The following is a 12,047-nucleotide window of genomic DNA, read 5'->3' on the forward strand; positions in this document are numbered from 1 at the left end:
CTCAGTTTGTCTTGATGCCGATCTTCTGGGCGGCGTCTTTCCATTTGGCGATTTCGGCCGCCAGGAAGGTGCGCAGGTCGTCCGGCGTGCCGGGTGCGGGCTGGATGCCGCGGCTGGCGAACTGTTCCCGGATGTCGTCCGATTCCAGGATGGTGCGCGTGGCCGAGGACAGCCGCTGTATCACCTCTGGCGGCGTGCCCGAGGGGGCCAGCAGGCCGAACCAGGTGCCGCCGGTGTAGCCGGGCACGCCGCTTTCGGCCACGGTAGGCAGGTCCGGCGCCAACGGTGAGCGTTTGGCGGTGGCGATGGCCAGCGCCTTGATCTTGCCGCTCTTGATCAGGGGAAACACAGCCGTCACCGTGTCGAACGTCACTTGCACCTGGCCGCCCATCAGGTCGGTCAGCGAGGGCGAACTGCCGCGATACGGCACGTGGGTCATGTTGATGCCCGCTTGCAGGTTGAACAGCTCGCCGCCCAGGTGGTTGGAGGTGTTGGTACCGAAGGACGAGAAATTCACCTTGCCGGGGTGCGCCTTCGCATACGCGATCAATTCCTGGACGTTATTGGCGGGGAAATCATTATTGGCCACCAGGATGAAAGGCACCTGGCCCACCAATGTGACGGGGGCGAAATCGCGGTTGGGGTCGTAGGGCAGGTTGGGGGTGGTGATGCCGGCGATGGACAGTTCGGGCGAGGCGGCGAACAACAGCGTGTAACCGTCGGGCTGGGCCTTGGCCACAGAGGCCGCGCCGATCACGCCGCCGGCGCCCGGCCGGTTTTCGACCACGATGGTCTGCTTAAGCACCTTGCCCAGGCGATCGGCCAGCAAGCGCGCCGCTGTATCTGTGCTGCCACCGGCCGGATAGGCCACCACGATGCGTATCGGGTGCGAAGGATAACTGTCGGCCGCGCGGACGACGGGCGCGGCCGACATGGCCAGTACCAGTACCAGCGCCAACCCGAAAGCTGCGAGCGTTTTGATCATGTGAATCCCCTTGTGCTGTGGTTTATGTGGCAACGCATGAAAGGCATTGCCGAGCCAAAAGTTATTCCATATGATGTTGTTATGCAATACTGATTATCGTATTGCAATAGTTCAACTGCGGCCGGCGCCGCGCATCACAGGGGATAAGACATGAGCGATCAAACCGCCCAGCGCATCGTTATCGACGGGCTGGTGTTCCACGGCGACGGCAATCCCGAGCCGCTGCATACCGGGCGCGTGACGGCCGCCAACATTACCGTTGCCCCGTATACGCAGGGTTTCGAGCCGGCCTTCGATGCCATGTCGCGCTGGCTGGCCAACGTTGCGCAGCCCGGATCCGGCTGGCGCCTGGTGCTGCGGGCCGATGACATCGAACAAGCGCACGCGCATGGCCAGACCGGGTTGATCATGGGGTGGCAGAACCTGCTGCCGCTGGAGTCCCGGCTGGAACGCATCCGCGGCTTTCACGCCATGGGCCTGCGCGTGGGGCAATTGACGTACAACGAAGCCAACTTCGTGGCCGACGGATGCGGCGAGGCGCGCGGCGGCGGCCTGACGGAATTCGGCCACGCTGTCGTGGCGGAAATGAACGCGGTGGGCGTGGCCATCGACCTCAGCCATTGTTCCGAAGCCACGGTGCAGCAGGCGGCGAAACTGTCGGCCAAGCCCGTGCTGCTGACCCATGCCAATGCCAAGTCCATGCACGACCGGGTGCGCAACAAGACCGATGCGTCGATCGAGGCGGTTGCCGCAACGGGTGGCGTCATCGGTGCCAGCATCCATGGCTTCCTGAACTGGAGCGGAGATCCTGCGCAGCCTCCCACGCTGGAAAGCTTCGCCGCGCATGTCCGGCACCTGGGCAACCTGGTGGGCCTGGAGCATGTCGGCATTGGCACCGACTTTGCCTGCGTACAGGACCCGGCGCAGGTCGATGCGGTGCTCGAGCTCAGCCGCAACTATCCCGGCCCGGCCGGCGTGTTCATCAACGCTTTCGGCAACCGGTTGGCCGATCGCTACCCGAAGGAAACCCCCTCGCCGCGCCAGTTCCCATCCATCCTCCAGGCGCTCGAGCAAGCCGGCTTCACGGCACGCGAAATCGACGGTATCGCCGGGGGCAATTTCCTGCGCGCCTTCCGCGCGATCTGGGGCTAGGGGGCATCATGCCACGCACGCTGTGTCTAGCTGCAGCCCAGACGGGGCCGGTGTCGGTGCCGGGCAGCGGCGCCATTCTGGATAGCGCCATCGCGCTGATCGACCGTGCCAGCGGGCAAGGGGCGCAATTGCTGGTGTTTCCCGAATTGTTCCTGGCGCCGTTCTTCGCCTGCGGGCTCGAGGCCGACTACGGAAAGTACTTCATGGCGCTGGACGATCCCCTGCTCGGACGGCTGCGAGGACATGCCGCCACGCGTCGCCTGGCGCTGGTGCTGCCGGTTGCCGAGCGGGCCGCTGACGGATACTTCAATTCGGCCCAGGTACTGAACGAACGCGGCGACAGCCTGGGGGTGTATCGCAAGACGCATATTCCCGCCTATTTCCCCAACGAACGGCCGGGCGGCACCGGCAGCTACGAGAAGTTCTATTTCGCGCCGGGCCAGGGCCTGCCGGTGTTCGACCTGTGCGGCACGCGCATCGGCATCCAGATCTGCAACGACCGGCTTTACCCCGAAGCTTCGCGCGCCCTGGCCTTGCGCGGCGCGCAAGTGCTGGTCATGCCGATCGCCTTTTCCACGTACAGCGATCCGCAGCACCGCGCGTCCATCTGGGAAGTCCCTCTGCGGGCCCGGGCCTACGAGAACGGCGTCTACGTACTGGCGTCCAATCGTGCCGGCACCGAAGGGCCGCGCCATCATCTGGGGCACAGCATGGTGGTCGATCCTTATGGCATGATCGCGGCACGCGCCGGCGACCAGGACGCCGAACTGATCGTGCACGAGGCCGCCCTGGACGAGGTCGATCGGGCCCGCGCCGCCTTTCCATGGTGGCGCGACCGCCGCCCCGATTTGTATGCCGATCTGGTCAAATAGGAGACATGAACCCCATCTCTTCCAATAAAAGCGGGGCTGCCACCACCGCCGAGCCTGCCGCCGACCGGCTGTTCGTCTTGTCGGTAGGCAAATGCTTTCAGTTGCTCGAATGCCTGAATGCCGCCCAACGGCCGTTGACCCTGACCGAGCTGATCCAGCTATCCGGCCTGGAAAAAAGCGCGGCCCAACGCTTTGCCCACACCTTGCGCGAATTGGGCTACCTGCGCCAGCATGCGCAAACGCGCGCCTATTCGCTGTCGAGCCGCATGCTCGAGTTCGGCCATACCGTGCTGGCGACCGATTCCGTCAAAGAAGTCGCCGACCCGCACCTGCAACGCCTTAACCAGCACTGCCGCGAGACCGTCAACCTGATGGAGCTGGAAGGCCGCGAGATCGTCTATGTATCGCGCTACCCCAGCATCCATCCCGTCAGCGTCAACCTGCATGTCGGGTCGCGGCTGCCTGCTTTCTGCACGGCGGCCGGCCGCGCGATGCTGGCGTTCTTGCCGGCGCGCCAGGCGCAGTCGGTCTTGGCCGCCCCGCGCCAGGCCATGACGCCGTATACGGTGACCGACCTGCACGAACTGCAGGCCTTGCTGGAACAGGTGCACCGCGACGGATACGTGATCAATAATCAGGAAGCCTTCATCGGCGATATTTCCGTGGCGGCGCCCATCCTGAATGCCGACCGGGAAGTGGTCGGCGCCGTCAACATCGCCGTTCCCTCGCCCCGCTGGAGTATCGACAAGGCGCGTGAAGAGCTGGCGCCGCAAGTGCTGGATTGCGCGCGGGCAATACGGCGCGACCTGGCCTAGAGGCCGTCCAGGCCCTGGCTGTCGATGCGGAACTGCGGCAGGGCGATGGTTTCGGACAAGGCTTCGAATATCACCTGCACGCGCGCGCCCATCTGGATGGCTTCGGGTGGCGAATCCAGAATGTTGGCGATCATCCGGATGCCTTCGTCCAGGTCGATGGCCGCCACGACATACGGCAGGTGCTCTTTCAAGGCGGCATTGGCGGCCCGGTGGTTCACCGTAAAGGTGTAGATCGTGCCTTTGCCGCTGCAGGGCAGCCAATGCAAGTCATTTGACAGGCAGCCGATGCAGAAGCCGCGCGGGTAGAACTGGCGCGCCCCGCATGCGCGGCATTCCTGGATCACCAGTTGGCGGGCTGCCGCTGCGTCCCAGTAAGGCCGGGTAATGTCGGTGGGCTGCGGAATGGGCCGTGCTGTCGATGTCATGCTTACACTCCGAGAATCATGGTGGTATTGGCGGAGAACACCAGGCCGGGCGCATGCACCATGGCCAGCCTGGCCTCGGGAATCTGGCGCTCGCCGCATTCACCGCGCAACTGCTTCACCGCCTCGATGACGAGCAGCATGCCGAACATGCCAGGGTGGTTGTACGAAAGCCCGCCGCCCGACGTATTGATGGGAAAGCCGCCGCCGGGCCCCAGCCGGCCGCCCGCGACGAAATCGCCGCCTTCGCCGCGCCGGCAGAACCCCAGCTCTTCCAGCGACTGGATGACACCAATGGTGAAGTGGTCGTAGATTTGCACCACGTCGATATCGCCGCGAGACACCTCGGCCATGGCAAGTGCCTGTTCGGCCGTTTGCGCCACGCGTGTATCCAGCCAGTCGGTGGTGTTGAACGGTGTGTAATGGTGCGAGAACGCCTCGGCGATTCCTTTTACATAGACCGGCGGGCGAGCCAGGTCGCGCGCACGGTCTGCCGCGGTGACAACCAGTGCGCCGCCGGCATCGGTAACCAGGCAGCAGTCGCGCTGGCGCAGCGGCTCGGCGATGTAGGCCGAGGCCAGCACATCGTCGATGGACAGCGGATCGCGCTTGTATGCCTTGGGATTGAGCCTGGCCCATTGGCGCGCCGCGACGGCTACTTCGGCCAGCGCCTGCGGGGTGGTGCCGTAGCGGTGCATATGCAGCCGGGCGACCATGGCGTAGTAGCCGATGGGGCTCAGTTGGCCGTACGGGGTAATGAATTGCCCGCGCGGACTGCGCATGTCTTCCGCGGCGACCCCCAGCTTGCGCGATCCATCCGACAGCTGGGTGCTGCCATAGGTGATCAGCGCCACATCGCACATGCCCGCCGCGATGGCGGCCATCGCGTGGCGGATGTGCAGCACGTTCGACATGCCGCCCACATTGGTCGAATCTACGTAGCGGGGGCGGATGCCCAGGTATTCGGCGACTTGCAGGCCCGAGAAGCGGTCATCGGTATGCGCGAACACGCCATCGACCTCGGCCAGGGCCAGGCCGGCGTCGGCCAGCGCACGCTGGGCGGCCTGCCCCTGCAGTTCCAGCGCACTCAGGCCGGGCACCTTGCCCAGGTCGGATTCGGCAGCGCCCACAATGGCAATGGATCCGGATAAATGATCAGGCATGTATTGCTTCCCTTCTTGTCTGGTTCGTTATCTGTCACAGCGACCGGGCAATCAGCTCGCGCATGATCTCCGACGAGCCGCCGTAGATGCGGTTGGGCCGCACGTCGGTGTAGGCGCGGCCGATGGGGTATTCGCGCATGTACCCGTAGCCGCCGTAGAACTGCAGCAGGTCGTCGATCGAACGGGTTGCCTCGGTGGCCCACAGCTTGGCCATGGCCGCACCTGCCGCGTCCAGCGTGCCGTCCATGTAGCGCGCGATGCAGCTGTCGACGAAGGCGCGCGTAGCCGCCGCGAGCGCCTTGATGTCGGCCAGCTTGAAGCGGATGTGCTGGTTGTCGATCAAGGCCTTGTCGAAGGCGCGCCTTTCCTTGGTGTAGTCGATCGTCCACTCGAGCGCCGCCTCGAGCGCGGCGGCGCAGCGCACGGCGATCATCAGGCGCTCGCGCACCAGCTCTTTCATCAAGTAGCCGAACCCCTGGCCCGGTTCTCCTACCAGCGCGTCGCCAGGAACCTCCATGTCCTGGAAGAACAGTTCACAGGTGTCCTGGGCCTTCTGGCCAACCTTGTCCAACAGGCGTCCGCGCTTGAACCCCGGCGTGGCGGTGTCGGTCCAGAACAGGCTGATGCCCCGTGCCCCGGCGCCGGGGTCGGTCTTGGCCACGATCATGACCCGGTCGGCATGCAGGCCGTTCGTGATGAACGTTTTCTGGCCATTGATCAGGTAGCCATGCGCGGTCTTGGCCGCGGTGGTACGTATGGCTTTCAGGTCGCTGCCGGCGCCGGGCTCGGTCATGGCAATCGACCCGACAATATCGCCCCGTGCCATGCCGGGCAGGGACGCCTGTTTCTGCGCCTCGGTGCCGAAGTTCAGCAGATAGGGCGCCACGATATCGGAATGCGTGGTAAAGCCGGTGATACCGCTGGCCAGCGAGGTGGCGATTTCTTCCAGCACCACCACGGTGTGCAGGAAATCGCCTCCTGCGCCGCCGTACTCATCGGGGATGTTGGTCAGCAGCATGCCCACCTTGCCGGCCTTGCGCCACAGGTCGCGCGGGACGTGGCCTTCTGCCTCCCATTGCGCATGCCCGGGGGCGACTTCGTCGCGAATGAAGCGGGCTATCGTCTTGCGAAACTCTTCGTGTTCAGCGCTGAACCCCTGCCGCACGCTGGCGCCGGAATTTGCCATGGCTGTTCCTGGTGGTTGATTCAATGGGCAATGCCGACGTTCTGCGGCCAATACCGCTGCTTGACCAGGCGCTTGAGCAGCTTGCCCGATTCGGTGCGCGGCATGTCGGCCACGAAGTCGACACTGCGCGGGCATTTGATGTGCGATAGGTGTGCGCGGCAGAAGGCAATCAGTTCGTCGGCCAGCGCCTCGCTGGCCGCATGCGGGTCGACCAGTTGCACGACGGCCTTGACCTCTTCGCCGAATTCTTCGTTGGGTACGCCGATCACGGCGGCGTCCTGTACGGCCGGATGCAGGGCCAGGCGGTTCTCCGCTTCCTGGGGATAGATATTCACGCCGCCCGACACGATGGTGTTGGACAAGCGGTCGGTCAAGTACAGGAAACCGTCCTCGTCCAGGTAGCCTACGTCGCCATAAGTGGCCCAGCCGCGTTCGTTGTAGGCGCTACGGGTTTTCTCGGGGTCGTTGTGGTACTGGAAACTGCCGCCACCGGAAAAGTAGATGACGCCCACCTGCCGTGGCCCGAGTTCTTGGCCGTTGTCGCCCACGATGTGCACCTTGCCGAACTCGGGGATGCCTACCGAGCCTCGATGCTGCAGCCATTCGTGCGAGTCCAGCGAGGTACGGCCCACCAGTTCGGTGCCGCTGTAGTATTCATACAGGATCGGGCCCCACCAGGCGATCATGGCCTCTTTGATCTCGGCCGGGCAGGGCGCGGCGGCATGCACGGCGTAGCGCAGCGAACTCAGGTCGCAGGCGCTGCGCTGTGCCTCGGGCAGGCGCAGCAGCCGGATGAACATGGTCGGCACCCATTGCGAATGGGTGATGCGGTAATCCTGGATTGCCTGCAATGCCTGTTCGGCATCGAATTTTTCCATCATGACGCACGTGCCGCCGGCGCGCAGCACGGCCATGTTCCATCGTACCGGCGCGGTGTGATAGTAGGGCGCCGTCGAAAGATAGACGGTGTCCCGGTCGAATGCCTTCCAGGCGCTGCGGGCCGAGGTGTCGGCCCGGAAAAAACCGTTGGCCGTTTCCAGCGGACGCTTGATCCCCTTGGGTACGCCCGTGGTGCCCGACGAATAGCAGAAGTCCGTTCCCTCGGGAAGGGCGGGCAGCGGCGTGTCGGCAGGAAAACGGCCTATCCAGCTTGGATAGGATTCGAACCCGTCGCGCTCGTCGTCCATGATTACGCAGGTGGTGCCGCGTTGGCGAAACGCATCGTACGAGACTTCCTGCAGGGTCTGGCGCGAGCAGAACAGCACCTTGGCGCCGGAGTCGTCCACGATGTATTGCACTTCGTCGCGCTTGAGGTGGCGGCTGACCGTCACGTAGTACAGCCCGATGCGATGGGCGGCGCACAGGATCTCGAAGTAGTAGGGATGGTTTTCCAGGAATACCGCGATCGAGTCGCCGGTCTTCAGCCCCGCGGCGAGCAGGGCGGCGGCACACTGGCGTGTGCGCCTTTCCAGTTCGGCCCAGGTCGCGGCATAGCCCGACGGGATCATGCGGTAGGCGATGCGATCGGGTGTGTCGATCGCATGGCGCTCGATTGCAGTCATGCTGGCCCCTCCTGGAAGTTCAATCGATGGTGGCGATGCCGTTGCTGAGCACCTCTGCGCCGCGCTCATGCGCCACCGCACGGAAATGCACCGCCGTCGCGTCGTGCCAGGTTTCCACCCGCAGGGTTTCGCCGGGGTACATGGGCGCCGAGAACCGCACGGAAAAGCTGCGCATCCTGGATGGGGCGGTCGGGCAGCAGGCCTTGACCAAGGCCCGGGCCGCCATGCCGTAGGTGCACAAGCCATGCAGGATAGGCCGGTCGAAACCCGCCTTGGCTGCCATGGCGGGCAGTGCATGGATCGGGTTCAAGTCGCCGTTAAGCCGGTACAGCAGCGCCGCCTGGGGCAGGCTGGGTACCAGTACAGTGTGGCGAGGCGGCCCGGCCGGTACGGCGGGCAGGGGGGGCAGCGGCTCATCGCCCTTCCCGAATCCGCCGTCGGCCCGGCAGAACGACACATGCTCGACGGTCGCCAGCGGCCGTCCGCTGCCTGCATCGGAAATATCCCGGGTCGTGACCACCAGGGCCCCCTTGGCGGCCCCCTTGTCGACCACATGGGTGACCCGCGTCTTGCTGGTTATCGCCGCTTGCGCGGGTACCGGCGCGTGGAAGGTCATGCGGTGCTCGCCGTGCAGCAGGCGCACCCAGTCTATGCCGGTGTCGGGGTCGCTTGCCCAGGCGCCTGGCGCGCCTACCACCGCCAGCCGGGTGGGCACGGCCAGGGTGTCCTGTTCGTGCACGAAGCGCAAGTCTTCTGCATCGGTGGGCTGGGCACCATAGCCCAGCGTCAGGGCGTACAGGATGCTGTCGCGCGTGCTGTAGTGGTCGGTCCGGTCATCGAAATGCCAGTTCCGCAAACGTTCGTACTGTATGGCCATCGTGATCCTCGTCAGTCGCCCGCGCCAGGCCGGCGCGGGCTGCCGTTATTGCACTTTGATGTCGGCGGCCTGGATGACCTCGCGCCAGCGTTCGGTCTCGCTGCGCACGAAGCGGTCGAATTCCTGGCTGGTGCCGCCGACGGGGTTGCCGCCCTGCTTGATCAGCGCCTGGCGCACGCCGGGATCGGCCAGCACTTTGTTCAGTTCTTCGTTCAGGCGTTGGACCTGGTCCGGCGCCGTCTTGGCCGACACGAACAGGCCCAGCCAGGTGCCGCCTGCAAGCTGGGGATAGCCCAGTTCGGCCACGGTAGGCACATCTGGCATCAGCGGGCTGCGCGCCTCGCTGAACACCGCGAGTGCCCGCAGCCGGCCGGCCTCGATCATGGGCTTGGCCGTGATCATGTTGTCCACCATGAAGTCGACCTGTCCGCCCACCAGGTCGGTAATGGCGGGCGCCGCGCCCTTGTAGACCACGTTGATCGCCGAGATGTCCAGTTCTCTTTTCAGGACCTCGCCGATCAGGTGGCTGGACGCGCCCATGGTGGAAATGGCCATCGCGATGTCGCCGTTCTTTGATTTGGCGTACGACTGCAGCGTGGCCAGGTCCTTCACGGGCAGCGCGGGGTTGACCACCAGCACGCTTGGCATCGAGATGACGCTGATGACGGGCGCGAAGTCTTCCATCTTGTATGGCAGCTTGCTGTACAGCGAATAATTGGCCGCGTTCGGGCCCAGGCTGCCCATGACCAGGGTATGGCCGTCGGGGGCGGCATTGAGCATGCCCTGCATGCCGATGATGCCGCCGCCGCCGGGCATGTTCTCGATGACCACCGGTATGTCCAGTTGCCGCGACAATTTCTCGCCCACTAGCCGGCTGGTCAGGTCGAGAATGCCGCCGGCGGAACTCGGGGCGATGATGCGAACCGGCTTGGACGGGAAATCCGGGGCTGCGCAGACCGGTACGGCCAGGGCCGCTGCCATGCCCACACCCACACCCAGGGCCAGGACAGCCCTCTTGATATGTCTCATTTCGTTCTCCTTTGCCAGGGCGCGGCTAGTCGAGCTTGAGGGCGTTGTCGGCGACGAGCTTGTTCCATTTCTCGTATTCCGAGCGCAGGAAGGCCTTGGTTTCTGCCGGACCACCCTTCATGGGTGACGCGTACAGGCGCTCTGTGTAGGCCGGGGCCTCGGTGCCCGCGTTGATTTCGGCCACGGCCCGGCTCAGGCGCTGCACTACCTCATCGGGTACCTTGGCCGGCGCGACCAGCATGTATGAAGCGCCCACGTTGAACCCTTTCAGGCCGGCTTCGTCCAGGGTGGGCACATCGGGGAACACCTTCATGCGCTGCAGGCCGGTGACGGCCAGGATCTTCAGCTTGCCGGCCTGTACCAGCGGCACTTCGGTCGACACGCTGCCGAACATCATGTCGATATCGCCTCCCATCAGCGCAACTTCGGCGGGCGATACGCCCTTGTAGGGGACATGCGTCAGCTTGGCACCGGTCATGGCCTTGAAGAGCTCGCCGGACAAGTGGATGGACGACCCCACACCCGCCGAGCCGTAGGTAAGGAAAGAGTCCGGTTTGGTGGCTGCCTGGATGATGTCGTCCACGCTCTTGTAGGGCGAGTTCGGTGGCACCACCAGCATGTTGGGGGTAGAGGCGATCAGCGCAATGGGGGTGAGGTCTTTGTCCCAATCGTAGGAATTGCGCTTGAGCGCCGCATTGGATGCGATGTAATTCGCGCCCATTGCAATGGTGTAGCCGTCGGGCTTGGTCTGGGCCAGCGACTGGATGGCGACGTTGCCCCCGGCGCCTGGGCGATTCTCGACGATGAAGGGCTGCCCCAGCTTGCGGGACAACTGCTCGGCATAAAAGCGCGCCAGCAGGTCGGTGGCGCCGCCGGGCGCGAAGCCCACATATACCTTGACCGGCTTGTCGGGGTATTGCGCATGGGCGGCCTGGCTGCCCGCCAATGCCAGGCCGAGCGCTGCCGCAGACAACAACTTCACAACAGACATTTGTCACCTCCTGAGTTTTTATAAGTGCATGCCGCCTATAAATACGACATGTCGTAGATTATAACGACATGCCGAATTTAATTGCAATGAAATCCGGGTATACGTATACTTCTACCGTATATCGGATTTGTAAGCGCCGGCTGTCCGGCGCCGGGCCCGCAGGGCCAAACAGTCTTGGCAGTTCAGCCTTCAAGGGGAAAAAATGGATTTGCAACTCACCGGAAAAGTCGCTCTGGTTACCGGTTCTGCCCGCGGCATTGGCTATGCCGCGGCATTGGCCATGGCGCGCGAAGGCGCGCGGGTCGTCATCACCGATATCAATCCGCAGGGGGTCGAATCGGCCACCGCGCAATTGCAGCAGGCGGGCTACCAGGCCATTGGCGGCGTGGCCGATGTCTGCGATCAACAGCAGGTGCAGGCGCTGGTCGACCAGGCGGTCGGCGAATTCGGGTCGATCGACATCCTGGTGAACAACGCGGGCTTCACGCGTGACAAGTACCTGACGAAAATGCCCGAGGCAGATTGGGATGCGGTGGTGGATACGATCTTGAAGGGCGCCTATTACTGCACCAAGGCAGCCTTGCCCTCCATGATGGAAAAACGCTGGGGCAGGGTGATCAACATCGCCTCGCGCGCGCACCTGGGCAACCCCGGCCAGACCAACTATTCGGCCGCGAAGGCGGGGTTGATCGGCTTTACGCGTTCGCTTGCTTATGAACAGGGCAAGTTCAACATCACGGCCAACGCCATTGCACCAGGGTTCGTTGAAACCGATCTGATCCGCGCGCTGTCCACCTACGAAACGCTGCGGGCCAACGCGCTGGCCCGCCAGCCCGTGCAGCGCCTGGGGTCGGTGCAAGACATCGCCGATGCGATCGCGTTCCTGGCGTCCGAGCGCGCCGGCTTCATTACCGGCGAAACCTTGCACGTTACGGGGGGGCGCTACTCGAGTTGAAGCGCCACGGGCCATCCATACGAAAAACAGGAGACAGC

At 64.3% G+C, this 12,047-nt stretch carries 12 protein-coding genes; 4 read left to right on the plus strand and 8 right to left on the minus strand.

Annotated features, from left to right (window positions below):
- Nucleotide 1: 1 nt before the first annotated feature.
- Complete coding sequence (locus tag KW845_RS11395; protein ID WP_218369328.1) at nt 2–985, minus strand: tripartite tricarboxylate transporter substrate binding protein; 984 nt, start codon at nt 983–985, stop codon at nt 2–4.
- 150 nt (nt 986–1,135) lie between these two features.
- Between KW845_RS11395 and KW845_RS11400 the strand changes: the two genes are divergently transcribed.
- The 3 genes from KW845_RS11400 to KW845_RS11410 are packed head-to-tail and all read left to right on the plus strand — an operon-like array spanning nt 1,136 to nt 3,824.
- Nucleotides 1,136–2,137, plus strand: a complete 1,002-nt coding sequence (locus KW845_RS11400) for a dipeptidase (RefSeq protein ID WP_218369329.1) — start codon at nt 1,136–1,138, stop codon at nt 2,135–2,137.
- Nucleotides 2,138–2,145: 8 nt separating this feature from the next.
- On the plus strand, nt 2,146–3,009 hold the full coding sequence (locus KW845_RS11405) for a carbon-nitrogen hydrolase family protein (RefSeq protein ID WP_218369330.1): 864 nt from the start codon (nt 2,146–2,148) through the stop codon (nt 3,007–3,009).
- 5 nt (nt 3,010–3,014) lie between these two features.
- Complete coding sequence (locus KW845_RS11410; RefSeq protein WP_218369331.1) at nt 3,015–3,824, plus strand: IclR family transcriptional regulator; 810 nt, start codon at nt 3,015–3,017, stop codon at nt 3,822–3,824.
- On the opposite strand, the gene KW845_RS11415 is transcribed toward KW845_RS11410, so the two are convergent.
- Genes KW845_RS11415 through KW845_RS11445 form a run of 7 tightly spaced genes read right to left on the minus strand, consistent with a single transcriptional unit; the run spans nt 3,821 to nt 11,054 of the window.
- Nucleotides 3,821–4,249 (minus strand): Zn-ribbon domain-containing OB-fold protein, encoded by a 429-nt coding sequence (locus KW845_RS11415; RefSeq protein WP_218369332.1) that lies wholly within the window; start codon nt 4,247–4,249, stop codon nt 3,821–3,823. The genes KW845_RS11410 and KW845_RS11415 overlap by 4 nt on opposite strands.
- A gap of 2 nt (nt 4,250–4,251) precedes the next feature.
- Complete coding sequence (locus KW845_RS11420) at nt 4,252–5,409, minus strand: acetyl-CoA acetyltransferase (RefSeq protein ID WP_218369333.1); 1,158 nt, start codon at nt 5,407–5,409, stop codon at nt 4,252–4,254.
- Between the two features lie 34 nt (nt 5,410–5,443).
- Nucleotides 5,444–6,595, minus strand: a complete 1,152-nt coding sequence (locus tag KW845_RS11425) for an acyl-CoA dehydrogenase family protein (protein WP_218369334.1) — start codon at nt 6,593–6,595, stop codon at nt 5,444–5,446.
- 20 nt (nt 6,596–6,615) lie between these two features.
- Nucleotides 6,616–8,157, minus strand: coding sequence for an acyl-CoA synthetase (locus tag KW845_RS11430; RefSeq protein ID WP_218369335.1), 1,542 nt, complete (start codon nt 8,155–8,157; stop codon nt 6,616–6,618).
- A 19-nt stretch (nt 8,158–8,176) separates the two neighbouring features.
- Nucleotides 8,177–9,034 (minus strand): MaoC family dehydratase, encoded by an 858-nt coding sequence (locus KW845_RS11435; protein WP_218369336.1) that lies wholly within the window; start codon nt 9,032–9,034, stop codon nt 8,177–8,179.
- A 45-nt stretch (nt 9,035–9,079) separates the two neighbouring features.
- The gene (locus tag KW845_RS11440; protein ID WP_255592556.1) at nt 9,080–10,063 is read right to left on the minus strand and encodes a tripartite tricarboxylate transporter substrate binding protein; all 984 of its coding nucleotides are present in this window, start codon (nt 10,061–10,063) and stop codon (nt 9,080–9,082) included.
- A gap of 25 nt (nt 10,064–10,088) precedes the next feature.
- Nucleotides 10,089–11,054, minus strand: a complete 966-nt coding sequence (locus KW845_RS11445) for a tripartite tricarboxylate transporter substrate binding protein (protein WP_218369337.1) — start codon at nt 11,052–11,054, stop codon at nt 10,089–10,091.
- A gap of 202 nt (nt 11,055–11,256) precedes the next feature.
- On the opposite strand from KW845_RS11445, the gene fabG reads away from it, so the two are divergent.
- A complete protein-coding gene (gene fabG / locus KW845_RS11450) occupies nt 11,257–12,009 on the plus strand; it encodes a 3-oxoacyl-ACP reductase FabG (protein WP_218369338.1) in 753 nt (250 codons plus the stop codon).
- Nucleotides 12,010–12,047: the final 38 nt, after the last annotated feature.

Source organism: Bordetella sp. BOR01, from assembly GCF_019218885.1.
Classification (GTDB): Bacteria; Pseudomonadota; Gammaproteobacteria; order Burkholderiales; family Burkholderiaceae_B; genus Bordetella_A.

Bases quoted from the DNA above. Each gene is read 5' to 3' on its own strand.
- KW845_RS11395 (WP_218369328.1), bottom strand. From the start codon at position 985: ATGATCAAAACGCTCGCAGCTTTCGGGTTGGCGCTGGTACTGGTACTG.
- KW845_RS11400 (WP_218369329.1), top strand. From the start codon at position 1,136: ATGAGCGATCAAACCGCCCAGCGCATCGTTATCGACGGGCTGGTGTTC.
- KW845_RS11405 (WP_218369330.1), top strand. From the start codon at position 2,146: ATGCCACGCACGCTGTGTCTAGCTGCAGCCCAGACGGGGCCGGTGTCG.
- KW845_RS11410 (WP_218369331.1), top strand. From the start codon at position 3,015: ATGAACCCCATCTCTTCCAATAAAAGCGGGGCTGCCACCACCGCCGAG.
- KW845_RS11415 (WP_218369332.1), bottom strand. From the start codon at position 4,249: ATGACATCGACAGCACGGCCCATTCCGCAGCCCACCGACATTACCCGG.
- KW845_RS11420 (WP_218369333.1), bottom strand. From the start codon at position 5,409: ATGCCTGATCATTTATCCGGATCCATTGCCATTGTGGGCGCTGCCGAA.
- KW845_RS11425 (WP_218369334.1), bottom strand. From the start codon at position 6,595: ATGGCAAATTCCGGCGCCAGCGTGCGGCAGGGGTTCAGCGCTGAACAC.
- KW845_RS11430 (WP_218369335.1), bottom strand. From the start codon at position 8,157: ATGACTGCAATCGAGCGCCATGCGATCGACACACCCGATCGCATCGCC.
- KW845_RS11435 (WP_218369336.1), bottom strand. From the start codon at position 9,034: ATGGCCATACAGTACGAACGTTTGCGGAACTGGCATTTCGATGACCGG.
- KW845_RS11440 (WP_255592556.1), bottom strand. From the start codon at position 10,063: ATGAGACATATCAAGAGGGCTGTCCTGGCCCTGGGTGTGGGTGTGGGC.
- KW845_RS11445 (WP_218369337.1), bottom strand. From the start codon at position 11,054: ATGTCTGTTGTGAAGTTGTTGTCTGCGGCAGCGCTCGGCCTGGCATTG.
- fabG (WP_218369338.1), top strand. From the start codon at position 11,257: ATGGATTTGCAACTCACCGGAAAAGTCGCTCTGGTTACCGGTTCTGCC.